The sequence below is a fragment of the Candidatus Amarolinea aalborgensis genome, assembly GCF_900491745.1.
GTDB lineage: Bacteria > Chloroflexota > Anaerolineae > SSC4 > Amarolineaceae > Amarolinea > Amarolinea aalborgensis.
Map to the genome: position 1 here is coordinate 62,749 of NZ_UETR01000004.1, position 18,529 is coordinate 81,277.

18 protein-coding genes are annotated in these 18,529 nt (G+C 63.5%); 3 read left to right on the forward strand and 15 right to left on the reverse strand.

From position 1 onward, the window contains the following. Positions 1 to 3 precede the first annotated feature (3 nt). From ACPQ6D_RS06795 to ACPQ6D_RS06860, 14 genes are all read right to left on the reverse strand, one after another. Positions 4 to 300, reverse strand: a complete 297-nt coding sequence (locus tag ACPQ6D_RS06795) for a PAAR domain-containing protein (RefSeq protein WP_423223553.1) — start codon at positions 298 to 300, stop codon at positions 4 to 6. Between the two features lie 18 nt (positions 301 to 318). Beyond that, on the reverse strand, positions 319 to 984 hold the full coding sequence (locus ACPQ6D_RS06800) for a phage baseplate assembly protein V (RefSeq protein WP_423223554.1): 666 nt from the start codon (positions 982 to 984) through the stop codon (positions 319 to 321). Further along, positions 981 to 2,264 carry a phage late control D family protein gene (locus ACPQ6D_RS06805; protein WP_423223555.1) on the reverse strand — a complete coding sequence of 428 codons (1,284 nt, stop codon included), beginning with the start codon at positions 2,262 to 2,264 and terminating at the stop codon, positions 981 to 983. The genes ACPQ6D_RS06800 and ACPQ6D_RS06805 overlap by 4 nt, the downstream gene beginning before the upstream one ends. Next, positions 2,265 to 2,999, reverse strand: coding sequence for a CIS tube protein (locus tag ACPQ6D_RS06810; protein ID WP_423223556.1), 735 nt, complete (start codon positions 2,997 to 2,999; stop codon positions 2,265 to 2,267). A gap of 2 nt (positions 3,000 to 3,001) precedes the next feature. Then, positions 3,002 to 3,748 carry a hypothetical protein gene (locus ACPQ6D_RS06815; RefSeq protein ID WP_423223557.1) on the reverse strand — a complete coding sequence of 249 codons (747 nt, stop codon included), beginning with the start codon at positions 3,746 to 3,748 and terminating at the stop codon, positions 3,002 to 3,004. Then, the gene (locus ACPQ6D_RS06820; protein ID WP_423223819.1) at positions 3,745 to 3,903 is read right to left on the reverse strand and encodes a DUF6760 family protein; all 159 of its coding nucleotides are present in this window, start codon (positions 3,901 to 3,903) and stop codon (positions 3,745 to 3,747) included. The genes ACPQ6D_RS06815 and ACPQ6D_RS06820 overlap by 4 nt, the downstream gene beginning before the upstream one ends. Beyond that, positions 3,864 to 4,262: a phage tail assembly protein gene (locus ACPQ6D_RS06825; protein ID WP_423223558.1), complete on the reverse strand. Its 399-nt coding sequence runs from the start codon at positions 4,260 to 4,262 to the stop codon at positions 3,864 to 3,866. The genes ACPQ6D_RS06820 and ACPQ6D_RS06825 overlap by 40 nt, the downstream gene beginning before the upstream one ends. A 10-nt stretch (positions 4,263 to 4,272) precedes the next feature. Beyond that, the gene (locus ACPQ6D_RS06830) at positions 4,273 to 4,710 is read right to left on the reverse strand and encodes a phage tail protein (protein WP_423223559.1); all 438 of its coding nucleotides are present in this window, start codon (positions 4,708 to 4,710) and stop codon (positions 4,273 to 4,275) included. Positions 4,711 to 4,732: 22 nt separating this feature from the next. After that, complete coding sequence (locus ACPQ6D_RS06835; RefSeq protein ID WP_423223560.1) at positions 4,733 to 6,703, reverse strand: phage tail sheath C-terminal domain-containing protein; 1,971 nt, start codon at positions 6,701 to 6,703, stop codon at positions 4,733 to 4,735. A 52-nt stretch (positions 6,704 to 6,755) separates the two neighbouring features. Further along, positions 6,756 to 7,658, reverse strand: coding sequence for a Pvc16 family protein (locus ACPQ6D_RS06840; RefSeq protein ID WP_423223561.1), 903 nt, complete (start codon positions 7,656 to 7,658; stop codon positions 6,756 to 6,758). Between the two features lie 8 nt (positions 7,659 to 7,666). Next, complete coding sequence (locus ACPQ6D_RS06845) at positions 7,667 to 10,231, reverse strand: eCIS core domain-containing protein (protein ID WP_423223562.1); 2,565 nt, start codon at positions 10,229 to 10,231, stop codon at positions 7,667 to 7,669. 8 nt (positions 10,232 to 10,239) lie between these two features. Continuing rightward, positions 10,240 to 12,390 carry an AAA family ATPase gene (locus ACPQ6D_RS06850; RefSeq protein WP_423223563.1) on the reverse strand — a complete coding sequence of 717 codons (2,151 nt, stop codon included), beginning with the start codon at positions 12,388 to 12,390 and terminating at the stop codon, positions 10,240 to 10,242. After that, positions 12,387 to 12,665, reverse strand: coding sequence for a hypothetical protein (locus ACPQ6D_RS06855; RefSeq protein WP_423223564.1), 279 nt, complete (start codon positions 12,663 to 12,665; stop codon positions 12,387 to 12,389). The genes ACPQ6D_RS06850 and ACPQ6D_RS06855 overlap by 4 nt, the downstream gene beginning before the upstream one ends. A gap of 133 nt (positions 12,666 to 12,798) precedes the next feature. Beyond that, positions 12,799 to 13,716 (reverse strand): AfsR/SARP family transcriptional regulator, encoded by a 918-nt coding sequence (locus ACPQ6D_RS06860; protein ID WP_423223565.1) that lies wholly within the window; start codon positions 13,714 to 13,716, stop codon positions 12,799 to 12,801. A 337-nt stretch (positions 13,717 to 14,053) separates the two neighbouring features. Here ACPQ6D_RS06860 and ACPQ6D_RS06865 point away from each other — a divergent pair, with 337 nt between their 5' ends. From ACPQ6D_RS06865 to ACPQ6D_RS06875, 3 genes are read left to right on the forward strand one after another with little or no spacing between them, the layout of a single operon-like run. Next, positions 14,054 to 14,290, forward strand: a complete 237-nt coding sequence (locus tag ACPQ6D_RS06865) for an AbrB/MazE/SpoVT family DNA-binding domain-containing protein (protein ID WP_423223566.1) — start codon at positions 14,054 to 14,056, stop codon at positions 14,288 to 14,290. Further along, positions 14,280 to 14,771, forward strand: a complete 492-nt coding sequence (locus tag ACPQ6D_RS06870; RefSeq protein WP_423223567.1) for a type II toxin-antitoxin system VapC family toxin — start codon at positions 14,280 to 14,282, stop codon at positions 14,769 to 14,771. The genes ACPQ6D_RS06865 and ACPQ6D_RS06870 overlap by 11 nt, the downstream gene beginning before the upstream one ends. A 48-nt stretch (positions 14,772 to 14,819) precedes the next feature. Further along, positions 14,820 to 15,998, forward strand: a complete 1,179-nt coding sequence (locus ACPQ6D_RS06875) for a hypothetical protein (RefSeq protein WP_423223568.1) — start codon at positions 14,820 to 14,822, stop codon at positions 15,996 to 15,998. A 60-nt stretch (positions 15,999 to 16,058) separates the two neighbouring features. On the opposite strand, the gene ACPQ6D_RS06880 is transcribed toward ACPQ6D_RS06875, so the two are convergent. Next, complete coding sequence (locus ACPQ6D_RS06880; protein WP_423223569.1) at positions 16,059 to 18,410, reverse strand: sialidase family protein; 2,352 nt, start codon at positions 18,408 to 18,410, stop codon at positions 16,059 to 16,061. Positions 18,411 to 18,529 lie beyond the last annotated feature (119 nt).

Here is an 18,529-nt window from a genome sequence, read left to right on the forward strand (position 1 = left end):
TCCTTACCCAATCATGACGCTCGGGCAACCCGGCGGGGCGATGGTTCCAGGCGGCCCGACGCATTGCGTCATATCGCCGACGCGGGCCGCTGGACGGCCGCCAATGAACACGGTGAGGCTGCCCAGGGTGATCACCCCGCCGCCGTGCGGCTTGACGCCGTCCACCAGGGGACAAACCTGCGAATCGCCGACAAGCGCCGCCGGTTTGCCGCCGATGAAGACGGTCGGGCAGCCCGGCCCCGTCAGAAATCCGCCATGCGTGGTTAGATCGCCGACGCGCGCCGCCGGTTTGGATGGCATCGTGTTAACCTTTCTCCATCAACCCAATGGGTTAATCTGCACCTGGGGGTGCCCCAGGATGACGATTCCCGCTTTTGAAATCACGACGCTGTTCGCGCCAGACTGCAGCGTGATGCCAGCCGGCGAAATCGTGACGATACTGTCGGCGGCCTGTAACAGGATGCTGTTGCCAATAATCTGGATACCCACCGGCGACATCGCCACGGTCTGGTGAGGGCCGGTGGGTGAAGGCGGCGCCGGCAGGACCAGGGGTGGGGTTGGCCCGCTTTGGATCGTCAGGGAGGGCGGCCCATCCGTGAAAACGATCTGATTGCCGGACAGGGTGCGTTCCGCACGAATCTGCAGCAGCGGCGACGGCAGCGGCGGCGGCGCCTTCAGGCTCCACAGCGCGCCGATGATGTAGGGATGATTGATGTCGCCATGTTCGAAGGCGACCAGTACCTCATCGCCCATGTTGGGCATGAAGTACATCCCATGAAAAGGGCCGGCCGTGGGAACGGCGACGCGCGCCCACGCGCTGAGATCGGTGCCATCGAGCCATGGGAACTGCACCTGCACGCGCGCCTGTGCGAGGGGATCAAGTAAATTCACCACGCGACCAGTCACCACGCCATACTGCGTCTTAGGCTCGCTCTGTTCTTCGTCCAGTTGATCGGACATCAGGCCAATCGCTGGTCTTGTCACGGAATGATCTCCTTGCGCACTCTGAAGCTGGTGCGGTAGCCGCTGCTGCTGATGGTATGCGTGGCGCTCGTCACCCGGTAGTCGCCGCTGAACGAAGGCCCCAGGCCTTCGAGACGGATGATGGCTCCCGCGCGCAGGCGTGGATCGCCGACTGCTTCCCCGCTGCCAGTCAGGCGCGTGTTCAGCTTGTTGCGCAGCAGGCGCGCCAGGGCCATCGCGCTCTGAGTAATGTCGGCCGGATTGTCGAGCTTCCGGTTGACCAGGCTCATCACCGGGCCGCCTAGCACGCTCTTGCTGGCGGCTGCGACCGCGCCTGGCAGTACGCGCACACTCAAGCTCTCGCGGTCGAAGTCCCAGGCAATAGCCAACAGGAAATCGAGCGGAATCAGCGGCACGGTGAACTTGCAGGACACGCCCATCACCTTCCCGATGGTGCTGACGCGCGGGGAGAACGATAAGAGCGACTCGCCCCAGGTCAGGGTCAGCCGCGGGGTGTACTCTTTGCCCATGACACGCGAAAGATACAGGATGTTGCCGTCCACCCAGAAATCAGCATCATAGGTGTCCGCGATTTCCTTCAGCAACTGCAGATCGGTCTGCCCGCGCTGCTTACGCCCCGCGCCGCGAAAGATCGCATTGATGACGGCCGTCGCCGTGGAGGCCGCGCCGACCACGGGGTCAACCAGCGGCAGCAGGAGATTCTCGGCGCTCAGGATGGCCGCCACCAGCCAATCGGGCAGCAGACCGAAGCTGCGGCCGACGCTGCCATCCGCCAGGCGGTGCAGGTAGTCGTGAGCCACCAGGCGCATCACCGGCATGCCGCTGTTTGGGAAGTCAGCCTCGACGCCGGTGATCTCGCCCAGGAACAGATCGGTCAGGCGGCCCGGCGCATAGCCCATCGCCAGGGTCAGGCGATTGTCCAGATCGAAGAGGCCATCGGTTGCCTCTTCAGCGGCCAGCTTCTGCACAACCGCGGCGTTCAGCCCGAAGGCGGCCGACGAGGCGTTCTTGATGCGGGCCGGCCCGATTTTGAGATCGGTCGGGAAGGGACGGAAACCCAACCCGCGGATGTGGCGCTGCAGCCAGCGCAGATCAGGGTTGGCCAGCTCGACCTCGACCCGATCGGCGCCCCGCAGACTCTGTTCATCCCCTTCGCCAATCATGGAAGGAACGCCGTCCTCGTAGCGCACACTGGTAATCGCGCCGCGCAGCGCATCTGGAATCTCACTACCGTTGATGGTAATCTTGAAGTCGGGCGCATACTGCGTGTAGGTGGTCATTTACGCCAGGACCTCGCCGGTTTCAGGATCGCGGAAGGGCAGCCGCGGAATCAAGAGCTGCTGTCCGGTGCTCAGCGATCGTGGGTCGTCCATGCGATTCAGCAAGGCAATGGGCCGCCACATCGTCGGATCATCGTAAACGGACGCCGCGATGCTGCTCAACGTTTCGCCCTGGCTTACCACATAAATCTTACTGTAATCGGCGGTTTGTGTCTTGACCTCTTTACGCTCCAGGCTGGCGTTGAGGTACTCGTGAAAGCTCACCTGCATGCGGGCACGAATCGGTACGCCGTCCGGTCGAAACATGATAAAGCGCTGGGTGACGCGGGCCAACACGCACGAGAAGGAAAGGCCGCCCCATGTGAACAACAGGACCGGCGGCGCGTGCAGATCGGCGTTGATCTCCATCAAGCCGACAAGCCGGTTGGTGATGATGCGCACGTCATCCCCGGCCTTGGTGCGCAGCGCGCCCTCGTTGTGGGCTTCATAGGTGTCAACAAACAGCTCCATCTCAAGCGTCTTCAGGTTGCCATGGGCAAATTGTAGGATGGGGCCGCCCAGGCCAGGCACCGCGGCCTGCGCGAAGTTATTTTCGCGGCTCAAGGTGTATTCTTCAGGGTTGAACTGCACCGGAATCCTGTCCGCTGTCGCCGTGTTGATGATCAGCGCCTTGTGCAGGCCGCCTGTCGCCAGCACATGCAGGGTTTTGCCCAGGTTGGTTGTGAATGGCGGCATGATTACCCTCTCCCCATGCGCTCACGTGCGGCCAGTAAACGCCGGTCCAACACATCCATGACCCGGTCGGTCAGACGCTGCACATCCAGCGTTGCCTCTGGCGCCCGCGTTTGCCAGCCGGTCGGGGCTGAAGGCGGCGCCGACCAGCGGTCGGCGGGCGGTGCGTCGTCAGGCCGCAAGGGCACGGCGACCGGCGAGGTTCGCGCCTGGTTCTCGATCGGGAGCACGACCGTCGTGCGGTGGACGATCAATTCCGGCCGCGGAATGGCTGGCGGTCGTGTTGGCCGCGCATCAGCGGCGTCAGATTGACCGACCAGCGCGGCCGCGGACGGCGCCCCGGCCGGCTGACCAGCTTCCACGCGTGTGCTGCGCGCCAGAAGACGCGAGACCATTTGCACGGGCGGCGCAGCCTCTCCGGCCGGCGCGCCTGGCTGCCAGGCCAAACGCTGCTCCACCTGGCGTTCCAGCGATTCGACGCGCACCGTGGGGCGCACCGCCAGGGTTAGCCGTGGCTCGACGCGCACGAACGTCTGGCGGAATACGGGCTGCCAGGATGGTGGTGCAGTCCGCGCCAGCACCAGGTCAGGGGCCTGGGCGGTCGTCCCGCGCGCGCCATAGCGACCGCGGATCGCCGCGGCGAAGCTCGCCGCGGCGCTGGCTGCGCCGTGCGTGGCGAGGCGTAGACTGGCCGATTGCACCGGGCGCCAGGCCGGTTGTATGCGAGCCGGAAATGGGTTGGCACCATTCATGTTTCGTTCATCTCGCGATTAATGCCAGAAATCTCGGCAGCCCAGCGCTGCCGGTCGGCGTGTTCCATCTCCATGATTTCCGCGTGCGACCAGTGGAAATGGTAGGCGACAAAGGCTACCTCCCGGTAAAGCTGGGCCAGGGGGTAGCCGGTAATCCCCCCGGGAGCGCGGGCTCCAGGGCAATCTCATGCTGGCAGTTTGGACACAGGATCGTCCGGCGTTCCTCTTCGAGCTGGTTGATCTCGTTGTACAGCTTCTGCAAATAGGCCAGGTCGGTGGCAAACAGGTTCTCGATCACGTGCGGGTTGATGGGATTGACCGAGCCTAGCCGCGTGACGACGCGCGCGAGCAGGATGATCACCAGGTAGGCCGGGTTCTTGACCACGCGGGGATCCTTCAGCGGTAGAATCTCGTCCCCCGCGGTCGCCCGGCGCATGATGCCATCCCGATGGAGGGTGCCATCCTCATCCAGGTACCCACAAGGGAGCGTGAACTCATACTCTGTCCGAAACATGCAGAACCTCCTAGCGGACGCGTGCCAGCCCTTCGTGCGCCAGTTCCAACGTCTCGATGGCCACGTCATTGCCTTCCGCATTCAGGTCGGGCGCATCGTACTTGCTGGGCCAGGCGCTGAAAAAGTTCCAACGCGCGACTTCCTCGCCGCGGCGGTCGAGCAGGACGATCGAGCCATTCTTGCGCTGTAAATCGCCGTCAATGGCCTGTCGGTGCCATTGATAGAGCTGCAGGTCATCGGTGATGCCCCAGCGCAGCTGGATATTGCTGAATTTGGTCATGCCCGGCAGCTTGCGCACCGTCGTGTTCTGACCGCCCTCGCGGTGCTCGATGATGTCAATCGTCGAGTCGAAGCCGCTCACCTGCTGGAAAGCCGCACGCGTGATGCCGTCAATCTCGATGAGAAAATTGTAATTACCGTAGGGATCTTTCACCTGTCCGGTGGCCATGGTTCTTGCTCCTTGTGGTGGTTCACTCGCTGACTTCCGATCCGCCTTCCCAGAAGCCGATACGGACGACGATAAACTCGGCAGGGTAGACCGGACGCAGGCCGATCTCGATGTAGAGGCGCCCCAGGGCGCGCTCACCCGGCGGGTTGTTGGATTCGTCAATGCGCACGTAGAACGCATCGTCTGGCTTCGCGCCAAACAGCGCACCGTCACGCCAGATGCGGGTCAGGAAATCAATGATGGTGCGGCGCAGCTTGGCCCACAGCGCCGGGTTGTGGGGTTCAAAGACCGCCCAACGGATGCCTTCCTCGATGGATTCCTCGATGAAGAGCAGCAGGCGGCGGATGTTCACATACTGCCACGCAGTTTGCGGTGACGTGGTGCGCGCGCCCCACACCACAGGCCGCGCCTGACCGGGGAAGACGCGCAGCACATTGACCCCGTCAATGTTCAGCGGTCCCTGCGTGTCATCGTTGATCAAGGTCACCACGCCCAAGGCGCTGTTCAGTGTGAAATTGGCGGGCGCCTTGTTGACGCCTCGCTCACCGTCCGACCGCGCATAGACGCCGGCGACATGGCCGGACGGCGGTACTGCGACCGTTCCGCCCGCGGGGTGAGACACAAGCACCCAGGGGTAGTACAAGGCGCCGTAGCCGCGATCGGAGCGCAGCGCGGCCACCCAATCACGAATGCTGCCCGGTCCGGTCGGCGGCAGACCCTGGGGCGCGTCGAAGATCGCAAAGCGATCACGCAGGTTCTCGCAGTGGGCCAGCAAGGCCATCTGCACATCGAGCCGGCCCGCGGCATCGGGGATGGCGATGAAATTCACCTCGTCTATGGTGCGCAGCGCGTCGAGCGCGTCCTGGAAATCGGCCGGCGTCAGGTCTTGCGGCGCATCGGCCTTGCCCCCCACCAGCTTCTGGTTCGCCGTTTCCGCTGGACTGCGATCCTTCATGTCTGCGTTTGACGGCACCGCTGGCTCGCTCACCGTCACCAGGCTGAAGGGCTGCTGCGCCAGGTACGCGCCCACATAGCGGGGGTGACGGCGATCCATGGAAAGATGGGCGCGGGTCTCCGTGACCGCATCCTGCGTCACCGCCAGGGTAAATTCCTGCGACTTGACCACGATGGCCGTGGTGGAGGCCCGATCGTACGTGTTGGCCAGGCCAGCCTGCAGATCCACGCGATAGGTGGTCAGGTCCGGCGTGATCCGTTCGGCCTGCACCTGTTTGACCACCAACGTTTCTGGGCCGGTGGCGCCCTGGGCGATGGTAATCACGCTGCCTGGGGCCAATCCCGCGGCCGCCGCTTCCAGGCGCAGACTGACGCCGCCCGGCTTGAGGTCGGCCAGGCGAACATTGCCCCCGGCATAGGTCTTGGCGAGGGGTTTCTCCAACAAGAGAAGATCACCCCGCACCTCGCGCACCGTCGCATCCTCTTGATTGGCGTTCTCTGTGATATGTACGCTGTCCCCCACGCGGAAGCGCGCGGCGGCTTCGGCTGCGGTCAGCGCCGGCGGCCCCACCACCGCGGCAACCCGGATGCGATCGCCGTTGGCCTGGGCGACCGGGGCCTGCCAACGCAGGACATTGACCGACGGCACCAGGGACGTATGCGTCACCGTGACGGTGATGTCTGGCGAAGGCACGCCGAGCGCCTGGGCAACGACCACCAGGGCGGTCTGCGCGCCCACGGCGCGGCTGTCCGGTAGGGCCAGGCTGGCGGTGCGTCCGCTGCTGGCCTTGACGATGTAGGCGCGGCGGCCGCCGTTGTCGAAGAAGGCGCGCACGGCATACCAGAGGTAGAAACCATCCATGGGTTGTGCGTCGAAGGTCTGGCGGAACTCATCGAAGCTCGTGACAAAAGCCGGCTGATTGACCGGTCCGCCGCGTGCGACGCCGATGAAAGCGGCGGTGCTGGTGCCAACGCCCTGAATCGGGCTGGCTGCAGGCTGTTCTTCAATGTAGACGCCAGGATAATCGTAAGTTGGCATCTGGGCATACTCCTTTCCGGTTCATGAACCATGGCCGCTAAGCGGCCGAACGTCAGGTAAGCTGCACATCATAACCGCCGGCAGGGCCGGGCACCCCAATCGGCAGGTGCCCTTCGCTGCGACCAGCGGCGCGTACGCGTAACCAGTAGTGTCCACCCCGCACGCGGCTGAAGGTGAAGCGGCCCTGCGCATCCGTTTCCGCGACCTGGAGCAAGGTCGTGCCATCGGCCGCCTCCAGGCCCACCCAGGCGACCGCCACCGGCTGGTTGCCCGCGGCCCGCACCGTACCGCCAATCTGCAGCAGAGCGTCGGCGGATGCGACTGCGTCCGCACGTCCATATGCGGCCTCGCGCGTCGTCACCAGGTAGCCGGCCGGTTGCGCGGCCATGACCACCGGCAGCGTCACGACCACGTAGACGGCCGGCTTCCAGGGATGCGTCTGGCCCATCGTGCCCCAAAACTCCGCATACTTGGGGAAGGCCTCGATGGGTAGAATCACCGTCGGCAGGTCAGCGTCCCGCCAGGCCTCCGGCCAGGCCAGCAGGTCGGCGCTGCCTGCGGCATAGCGGCGGGCCGGGTTGAGCGGCGCCTCCGCCATCAAGGCCGTGGTGATGCCGTACAACAGACTGTGTTCATCCAAGACCGGCTCCAGCAGGGGTGTGACGGTCATGGGGCTCCAGGCCGTGATCAGGTAATGGCAGTCAACCCGTGGCGCGGCCGGCGTGTCAAAGGCGACGCCGCTGTCGGTGCTGCGCACGCGCTCGTTGGAGCGCAGCTTGCGGTTCTCGCGCAGGTCGAACAGGTAGATGTTCAGCGCGTTGCGCGCGCCCAGCCCGTTCACATACGTGCGCCAGATCTGATCCGGCGGCTGGAAGCGCACCTGGTCTTCGGTTGTGATGCCTGGCACTCGGGTCAGGACCAGACGGCGCAGTAACAAATCCAGGAGATCAAGCATGGTTCAACTCATTCTGGCAGAGCCAGGCGTATCACGGCGTCGGTTGGTAACTTGATGGCCTCCAGCACCGAGGGGGCTATGCCGGCCTGTCCCCCGGGGCTGATGACGATGGCATAACGGTTGCCCGGCCGCAAGAAATGGTTTGCGGCGTTGCGCCGGACGTAACCGCCCTCACCTATGTCGAGCCATTTCGGATCGAGCACGCCTTGGTCCACCAGGCGTTGGGCCTGGGCAGGATTCGACTTTACCCAGGTTAGCCAATCCATCTTGTCGCCGGTGGGCGAGATTTGTTTGGTTCCCTCGAGCATCGGTCGCCCCTTGACCGACGTCAGGTCCTTGCCGTAATTCTTGATCTCAATCCCAACCGGATTCCCGTCACGAAAGCCCCATAAATCCTTACCTGCCCGTGGCGGCATGCCTGAGCCAGGAGGTAATTGACCAGGAATCACCCTTTCAAACTTGCCCATCTGCGGAATTCCGCCACGTCGCGTCAAGGATTCCGCATAATCTTCAGCCGAGCCATGAATCGGCACCACCTTCTTAGACGCGCTGGCTTTCTTGACTACGTCTTTGAGCGCTTGGGCTTGGATCTTTGGATCAATCGCGGTTGGTGCAGGGTTAGTAGAGGTCCGCACAGACGGCCCGGTTGACTGCCCTCGTCCTGGCGGCAAACTGGTCACATTGCCGCTGCTCCCCGATGCGCCCCGACGGGGCGGCACGACATCACCGCCTCCACTTCCGCCTTGTCCGCCCCGGATGGCCTGGGGGCGCATGCCAGCGGGTGGCTTGTTCGATGAGACGGCGCCTCCTTGAGAAAAACCTTCTGCTTGGGCCATAGGCTCGTATGCTTCACTTGGGTTGATGACCGGCTGTGGCCGCTTGAACGGTAAGACGTTGTCTGGTAAGACGTCATTTGCGGCTCGACCCCCTGACCCCTTGACCGGAGGTAGGTTCTCGCCAAACACGCTTGACGATGGTTTGGAGCTTTCAAGAGCGAGATCAATCGCTTCTTGCCCGACCTTGCTTTGCATCTTCGTGGCGGATTTGGCAATGCTCTCTGATCCCACTTCTGTTGTCTCCCGCAGGAGGCCTTTCGTGCCGCTGCGGATGAGAGCTTTGCCGCCAGCCATGACGCCTTTCGCCACCAGCGGGCCGACATCAGCGACGATGAACGCCACGTCTATCGGATCTACCAGTGGAGATTCGAGCGGCGCCTCAAGGCCACGCGTGGTAACGATATTGCCATCACGATCCAGCTCCCAAATCGTTTCACCTTGCCGAAGACGATAACCTTTCAGCTCGCCGGTTTTGTTGTCCCGAACTGGCATCACATCACTGTCGCTAATCAAACCCACATTCACTGTGGCCGCCCTTGTCTTCAGGTAATTGTCTTTGGAGATGTAGGTGTTGGGCATTGGCTCATCATCTTGATAAAGGGCCAGGTTCTGTACTGTCGCCGGCGAAGGGGGGCGCCCAACCCAGTTTATGGGTGCAATCGTTTTCGACGGGATTGTCACTTGATGCGCGAATTTCTGTTTTGATTGAAGTTTCTTCTCAAAGTCGGTCGGGGGTGGGTCCGGTTTGTAGGTACTCAGATCAATGGCATTGCTTGCCGTGTTGGCTCCAGCTCGTGGCGGAGGCGGAGGTAGCAGGGATGGGTCTTCTTTGGCTGATGTGTCCTTGTCCTGCTGGGCTTGTTTTCTTTGCTGTAGACGAACGTCCAGGGGTGGCTGCCCAAGCCAAACCGTCGGTAGAGGAGGTTGTTGGGCATCCGCCTTTGGTTTGTCAGGTTGGATACCCAACGTCGCTTCGGCCTGCTGTAACACAGGCTCGGCGACCTGCACCGCCTTGTCAATCTCGCGCTCACTGATACCATGGGTCGCGACAAACTGCTGCGCGGCCGCATTGGCTTGCTCGATCTTTTCCTTGACTGGCTTTGGGGCAAGATCCAAGGCTCGTTGGTAGACCCGATTGAGGCGTTGATAGAAGGGCAATTCATCGTCAGGCGCGCGCGCTACTCCCACCCCACTGGCGCCGGCCACGGCTACCGGGCCGCTCCCCGCCGTCGCCTGGCTGGCAGCGGTCGCAGCCGCTTGTTCCAGGGAACTCCCCGGATCCAGGGAAGGCGCGGCGCCGCCCCGACTTTGCTGCACGACGTGCGCCAGTTCGTGCGCCAGCAGGCGCTGCCCCTCGTGCGTCTCCGGCGCATAGCGGCCTTCGCCAAAGACCAGATCGCGGCCGATGGTGTAGGCCTTGGCGCTGACCCCCGCGGCCGCAGTGGCGGCTGCCGTGTCCGTGTGCACGCGCACCTGACTGAAATCGTGGCCGAAGCGCTGCTCCATCTCAGCTCGTGTCGCGGCGTCCAGCGGCCGGCCGGCATCCGCTGGCTCAGCCGCCGATTGCTCGCCGCCCTGCAGCAGCGCGGTGACCGCCCCGTTGCCGGCCATGCGCTGCAATGCCATTACCTCCGCGTAAGGCCCCACGGCGCGATGGGGATGCGCCAGCTCCGATGCACGATCGTCCACCTTTGCTGCGCCCTTATCGAACGACTTCGCCGCCGCCTGTCCAGCCATGCGTTTCGCTACCCCTCACTCCCCAATTCCAGGTCGCTCAGCGCCTTGCCCATCTTTTGATACTCGCGCCGCGTGGCGTGGCGCAGATGGCCCATCGTCACGACGCCGCCATCAGCAGCCGCCAGGTAAGCGGCATTCAGCGCAATGTTCTGGATGTTGCCGCCGGCCAGTTTGAACTGCTGCGCAAGGAAGTCGAAGTTCACGTCCGCAGCCAGCGGCGTCTCCGGCGGCCAGATGCGCTGCCAGATGCGGCGCCGGCTGGGCTCGTCGGGCGCAGGGAAATGCACGATCATGCTCAGGCGCCGCGTGAACGCGTCATCCAGGTGCTCGCGCAGGTTGGTCGCCAGGATGGCCAGCCCGTCGTAGGCTTCCATGCGCTGCAGGAGATAGCTAATCTCCAGGTTGGCGTAACGGTCGTGGGAATCCCGCACTTCGGAGCGCTTGCCAAAGAGCGCATCCGCCTCATCGAAGAAGAGCACGGCATTAGCATCCTCGGCCGCGCGAAATATGCGGTCCAGGTTCTTCTCGGTCTCGCCGATGTACTTGCTGACCACACTCGACAGATCAATCTGGTAGAGGTCTACGCCCAGGTCGCGGGCAATAATCTCGGCCGCCATTGTCTTGCCGGTGCCCGAAGGGCCGGCAAACAAGGCCGTGGTGCCCTTGCCGCGCGACAGGGTCTGTGCAAAACCCCAGGTATCCATGACCCGCACCTGCGCGGCGGCGCGCTGCACCAGCTCATGCAGTTGGGCTGTGACATCGTCTGGCAGCACCAGCCTGTGCCAGGTGGTCATCGGCTCGATCTTGCGCGCCAGCGTGGCAAGCTCGCGCCCGGATTGCGCGCGGGCCGCGGCAAACAGGTCGTCCACGACGATTTCGGTCATCGGGTCGCCCGCGGCTGCGCGCCAGGCCGCCCGGTTGAACGCGCCGGCCGCGGCTTCATCAATCTGGCCGGGTGTCAGGCGGAAACGCGACGCCAGGGCACTCAGCGCACCATCGGTCAGGCTGACCCCCGCGGCTGCCAGTCTGGTCTGCCAGTAGGCCCGTCGCGTAGCCGCGTCAGGCGCGGCAAACGGCACCACCGTGACGGCGGTGAGATAGCGCGGGTCAGGCGCCCAGGGCTGCGTTCCGGTCAAAATGACCGGTCCATTGGTTGTTGCCAACCCCGCGGCCAGCGCGGCATAGAGGCTGGGCGCTGACTGCCGGAGTGTATCGAGGTTATCCAGGTAAAGCACGGCGTCCTGGAATTGGGCCTCGCGCCACAACACGCGCAGCACGCCCACGTTCGCGTGGATCATCACGTGGGCCGGATCGGCGTTGATGTCCAGGCGCGCCAGGTCAGCGTAGAGGAGGGGACGGCCGAGGTCAGAGGCCAGGGCTGCGGCCGCTTGCCGCTGACCGCCGCCCGCCGGCCCGTGAAAATAGAAGCGGACGGACTGGCCCGCGGCGCGCGCCTGCCGTGCGATCGTCGGCAGCGCAACAGGCAGGTCAGCCGGAACCGGCGCCTGATCCCAGGTCAGGGCCGGCTGCTCCAAGGTGCAGAACGCGGCCAACCGCCGGTCGAGGCCGCCTTGTCCCAGTAGCACATCCACGATCTGCGGATCAACCTGCAAGGTGACGTTGAGAAACGACGACGCCTCCTGGCCGGATGGCGGTCGCAGCACGAGTAGGTGGTGGCGCAGCAGAGGCGACTCCGGGGCCAGGCGGCTGCGGCAGGCCAACTTAGCGGCCGCGGATGAGCAGAGGAGATTGAGGGCAAGGTCAACGCTGGGCCGGCGACGGGTGACGTCATCCTGCAGGTAGGCGTAGAGCTGCTCATAGCGCAGGTCCACTTCTGGCGCCAGCGCGAGGATCAACAGGTCCAGATCGAAGCGCGTGAGATCGAAGGTCTGGGCCAGCCAGGCCAGGCGTGGAGCCAGGGGAGGCGATGCGTCGGCGTCATCGGTCAGGAAAGGCGCGGATGGCGGCTGGGCGAGCAGGCGCGCAGCGTCGGCCGCATCGAGGTGCAGGCCGCGGAAGGCATCGCGGGCTGCGTGCGGGCCGTAGCGCGCCGCGGCCGCGGTCGTGGCCAATGCAAGCCGGTGATCGAGTCGTTCCAACTCCGGCAGCAGGCCGGCCAGCGTTTCGGCGGCGATCAGGAAGGCGTTGTCATCCATCATTTGCGTCGCTCGATCCAGCGCTTGAATCGCCAATAGGGCGTCAACCGAACGCCCATCCGTCCCAGGTAGCCAGCCACAAACAGGCCGACCTGATCCAGGTCATCCACCAAAGCCTGCACCCCGCTGGGAACGTGAACGATGCGTCCGCGCCAGGTCGCCTGGCCAGCCTCCTCGGTGGTGCGCTCAACCCACACGCGCAGAATGAATGACTGCCGGGTCGGTTCAGGCAGGTCCAGCGCCTCTTGGTCCTGAAGTATGAGTGGGTCTACGGTCATGGTGAAGGGAGTATAGCGGGTATGGATAGCGCCAGGCGTAGCGGCAGCGTATCTTGACGCGTTCCGGGCAGACTTCCGAAGTCTGAAACGCGTCATGTCAACGTGGTTGCGAAGACGTTGGAAGTCTGGCAGGTCAGCGCCAGCGGCTGATCATCTGCTCAACGGCCTGGATATCCTGAAGAACCTGGCGTTGGGTTTCCGACAGCAAGGTGTGGAACTGCTTGAGGCGGCCGAGAATGTCGAGGAGGGACACACCGCCTTCTGGCGCACTGGCGTTGGCCGCGGCGGCGCGCAGCCCGTGGTTGGAGCGGATGTCATGGTAGAGGGCGCGCGTCGTCTGGTCCGGCTCCGTATCGAGTTCACGCGCCAGGATCGCGGCGCAGCGCTCGAACTGGCGCAGGGCGGCCGTGCGGTCGCCGGCCAAATAGTAGAGCCGCATGAGCCGGCGATGGGTGCGTTCGGACGCAGGGTCGACGCGGAGGATGTGGGCGCCATAGCCAATGCCCGCATCATAGCGCTGCTGAGCCTCGCAGAAATCCATCAGCTTGTCGAGCAGCGTGAGAGCCAACAACTGTAGGCGTTCGCGTTCATAGAGGCACCAATCCAGGTACCAGCCTTCGAGGAGATCGCCGGTGTAGCAGGCGGCTGCTTCCTGCAACCGCTCAACCGCGGTGGGGAGGAGCGCCGCGCCGGCCACGCCGCGCGCCTGGCCCAGCGCATCCTCCAGCACGGCGACGTCCAACCACAGATCGGCCGCCGGGTTCAGCCGAATCCACTCCGCATCCACGAGGAGCACCGGCGTCTGCCCGGCCGGTTCGTCGAGCGCGGCCTGAAGCTGCCAGAGAGCTTTGCGTAGGTAAGATTTGGCCGGCGCGGTCGCATAGTCGGGCCACAGCAAGCCGGCCAGCGTTTCCCGCGGCTGTGGGCGGGTCCGGTGCAGGAGAAGATAACCGAGAAGCTCCTGCACCTTGCGGGCCTCAAGCCCTGGAACGGCCGCGTTGTCCCGCTCGACCGATAGTTTACCGAAAAGACGAACCACTAAGCGCGACATGGCAGTACACCTCCACAATGCAGTGGTGGTCAAGAGGTATCTATTGAAGCACCGGCCGTGGTAGCCGTCTAGCCATCTGGCTCACAATTGACCACGAACCCGCGACGGTCAGCATATTGGCTCTCAGGCGGGCGTCGGAGGTAACGGGCGGATAGAAAAACCTTGCCGACCCTGGCCAAAGTCGCGTTGGATAGGGTGAGCTAGGCGTCCGCTCGAACGTGTGGCGCAACGATAGACCTGACAAGCTAGCAAATCCTGCCAGGGTTTTTTTCTTGCCATTGAATCTCTCATCTGTTATACTTGCGCTGTCATAAGTATAACATGCAGGAGGTTCTATATGACCGTCGCGACGGTATCGTCGAAGGGCTGGGTCGTCATCCCGGCGGATTTTCGCAAGAAATATGGCCTGAACGCCGGATCGCGGGTTCTGATCGTTGACTACGGCGGTGTGCTGGCCCTGGTTCCACCGATGTCCGACCCGGTGGCCGAATCGGCGGGTATGCTCAAGGGTGGGCCTTCGCTTGTGCGCGCACTGCTGGATGAGCGCGCTGAGGAGACAGCGCATGAAGGCTAGACCTGGACATTTCGTGCTGGATAGCTATGCCATCCTGGCTCATTTCGGAAATGAGGCCGGAGCCGCCAGGGTAAGGGAGGTCCTGGAACAGGGAGCGCAAAATCGGGCCACGATCTACCTGTCGGTCGTGAACTATGGCGAAGTCGTCTATATCACGGAACGTGAGCAAGGCCTATCGGCCGCCCAGCATGTGATTGCCGCGATTGATCAGTGGGCTGTGTCGCTCGTCGAGGCTGATCGCAAGCTGACCCTGGCGGCTGCTCATGTCAAGGCGCACCATGCCATCTCTTATGCCGATGCGTTTGCCGTTGCTTTGGCCCAATCCAGGCAGGCTACGCTGCTCACGGGCGATCCAGAGTTCCGCAAGGTTGAAGACCTGATCACGGTTGATTGGCTGGCGCACAACAAACCGGAACTTCCGGCGGAGTCGCCAGCCAAGTCGAGTTCATCCGCACAACAGCCGGCGAACCATGCAACATGATGGTGATAACGGCGCCATACATCTATTCTGCGTTGAGGGGGCGTCGTCGTGACTCAAGCCCTGTTGGACGAAATTATTGCGATTACCGACGTCAGCGCCAAGCACTGGCAGCCCTTCGACGCGACTTCACCGGGCGGCATCCGCTTCGCCGGCTACCTCTGCCGCCAGGAGAGCGACAAACTGGGCCTGTTGGCCGTCACCACGCTGGACGGCCAGCCGCGGCTCGAATTCATCCCGGCCATGCCCAAGATCCACTATCCCTACGTGCAAGATCGCGAGGGGCGCTTGCAGGTCAGCATCCCGGTGCCGATTAACATCGTGGATGCGCGCTTCACGGTCAAGCTGGATGGCACCGCCATTATTTTCTACGCGCTGACCGATGTCCAGGGTCAGACGCTGGAAGTCGTCGCCCGCACGCGCCTGCTGCCGGTGCTGGCGCCCAGCCGCTGGGGCGATTGGCATGGGCTGCTGGCCGAGGCCCTGCCGGACCGAAGCCCGGTGGAGGCTGCGGTGCGCGAGCAGCACGTGGTGTTGGCCTTCGAGCTGTGGGGTTATCGCAATCCGCATCTCGTGCGTTACGACCAGCCGCTGGCGCTGACGCTGCACACCGCCATCCGCCACCGCAAGCTCATGAGCCATCAGCGCCTGGCTGATATCGCGCAGCGCTACGGGCTGGCCCTGGCGCCGACGTTGGAGGTGGCCGCGCCGGACGCCGACGGTCTGGCGGCGGCGTATCGGCGCTGGCAGGCGCGGCTGGAGGCCGAGAATCAGGCTGCGGGCCAGGATGTGTTCGTGCAGGAAGGCGCGATTCTGGCGCTTTCCACGGTCGAAACCGCCACGTACTGGAAATGTAAGCCGCCCTCGATCGAGGAGATTCACTGGCAGGCCGATCAGCACATCAGCCGGGAGATCGTGCGCCAGGCGCTGCTCAAACTGCTGGAGAACGGCTACGATTTCAGCGCGGGCCGCGTGGACGATCTGCAGGCCGCTCTGGAGGCCGATTTCGACCCCCAGCAGGTCGCGGCCGAGGCCGACCTGATCGGGCGCACTTACCTCGACTTCGTGGTGGAGCTGCAGCGCCAGGCGTGGCTGCGCAGCCTGGTGGACAGCTCTGGCCTGGACCCGCACGACCTGCCGGCCCTCATGCGCCACCTGGCGCCGCACTACCCGCGCAAGGAGATGGGCTGGGTCTACGCCACGGTCAAGACGCTGTACGGCGTCGGTTGAAGGCGCGTGGACCTCACAGGCCTTCAAGACCTGTGAGGTCGTGTGTTGTATGATGCGATCTCAATTGTTCGTGGGCTTAGACGGCCGTCCTTCGTAGGTGGGCGCCTTGTCCGGATTATCCCGTGTCGTGACGAACGGCACGTCAATCAGTTGGCTGGCAGGACTGATCTCCTCCACCCCCTGAGTGGTGCACGTGCCTGTCGTGCACTTGCGCACCAGCACATTGTCCACATACGCTCCCTCGGCGTACGTTATCGAGGAATCGGTGTAAAAGACCAGGGCCACCCAAACTTGCGGCCGGCCGCGCAAATCGCCGATACTGTAGACGTTTGTGAGGTCCAGCGCCTGGTTGATCCATCCGTTAGAGGCGCCGGACGTACAATTGCCGTAGTAGTTACTTCCATCTATCGAAGCCAGCCGGCAGACGTAGTCAAAACCGGATTCTGCGTAGAGCCAGAGCTTGAAACTCATGTCGGCCGCTGTGGCGCCGACCAGGCTAAACGGGCCATACGTCATCCACGACCTGGTATTGTTGGCATAGTAGCTGCCGCAATACAGGGCTGAGCCATTGGCGCCGCCGCCGCTCGCCCAGCCGCTGTAGCTTCCCGCGTAGGCTCGACAGCCGCGCTTGGCCCAGAAGTACTCGCCATAGCCGCTGTAGCCGTCGAATACGTTCCAGGCGCCGGGGAAGCCGCCTTCGAAGTTGGCTTCGACGATCGTTGTCCACCCCGGCGGCGGCGCGGCGTCTTGCCAGCCGTTCCAACTCGGAAAGTCACGCGCGCGACCGAAGTTGAACAGCACAGGCAGCGCGCAGTACGTGCAATTGCTGCCGTTCTGGATCGTATGCCCGGCGCCCACCCAGGTGTCCTGCGTAGGCAAAAACGCCCGCACCGTGTTGTAGTCTCCCCACACGTTGTCAGAGGGTCGGGCATTGCTGGTCTGTGCGATGCTGTAGGTGAATCCGGGTGGCACGGCCGTGAAATCATCGGCGATGGCATAAGCCACGCTCGGGTTCATGGCCGAGCCAGTACTGGTATTGAAGACCAGGGCCAGGTCTCCTCGTTTGTTGGCGGCGGCGCTTGGGTAAAGGAAGCAGGCGCTGGGATTCCACAGATAGGGCCGCCCCTGCGCGCCGCTTAGCACCGACAGGTTGTTTTCGTAGATCGCAAAGCCATCAATGTAGGGCTGACTGAACCCATTGCCCTGTTTGACGTTCCACCACCAGCCCAACACCATGCGGCCCGGCTCCTTGTAATTGGAGTTGTGCAGCATGTAGCGCGCGCCGGTCAGCAGGCGATCATCCGTGCGCCCGGCCCAATTGGCGTTGGTGCTGCCGCAGACGGCTTGATTGCGTCCCGTGCGGCCCCAGCTCGCCGCCGTGTACACCGTGCTGGTGGTTGAGGTCTGATCCTCGTACCATCGCCACACGCTGATGCGGTTATAGGGCGCGGAGATCGGCCAATTGGAAGCAAAGTACATCGCATGATCTGCCCCCTGCACCGGAACCCAGGTGAACCAGCCCGTGGTCGTCAGATAGTTGAAGTTGAAACTGCTGCAGGCGCGCAGGTTGTCGAGCGGAAAACGCAGCAGCGCGGTGCGCATCCATTGCGAAGACGCGTTGAACATATTGGTGGCAATGTACAAATAGTCGGCGCCCAACTGCAGGTGCGGATAGTCCCACCATTGATTTGTCCACTCGCTGTTGACGCCGGTGGGGTAGACATCGTAGGCGCAGAAGTTCGCGCCTCCATCTGTAGAGACGCCCAGGCGGAAGCGATTGACCCCGCTGCTGTTCGGGCTGCCTTGCCGATACCAAAGCAGCATGTTGCGGCTTTCATCATGCAGCGTCACCTGGTCGCAGCAGAAGTCGCTCATACTGGCGGCAGGATTGATGTAGGTCCAGCCTTGTCCGCCGTTGGTGGAGCGCGCGGCAAACCAGTTGCCGGTGTAGAAAACGTTCTTGCCATTCTCCGCGACGCTGCTCTCCATCACGTTCGAGCGTGTACCGCTGGGAAAGCCGCTGCCGAACGTCACGTTACGGTAGATTTGCGCATCGCCCGGGGCCAGAGGGCCAGGTGCGTTCTGCTTGTCTTCCATGATTGGGTTGGTCTCGCTGCCCGCGACGGGCGCGGCCGCATCAAGGCCTTCCTCTTTGCCCTCGATAAGCGGGCCTGGCAGGTGCGTTTTTTCCGCCCAGGCAGCCAGGCTTTCTTCCTGCTCCTTGGTCAACACCGGCATGTCGGCCTGCCAGTCCAGGGTTTCGCTGACCGGCGCGGCCATGACGCTCACCTCGGTTTCTTGAACGTCTTTGGTAAGACTGCGGTCGGCGGCGTTCACCGAGATGCCCACACTCATCAGGAGCACCACGATCAGCGCCAGGCGACCCAACGACCAACGGTTTGTGCGTGACATAAGACACCTCCTCGTGTGTCTATCCAAAGCCAGCGCAGACGTCCGGGCACGGGGCGTCTGTTCTATCTTTCATTGTGTGCTGCATCTTATACGCTTTTATAGAGAACACCCCCTTCGTC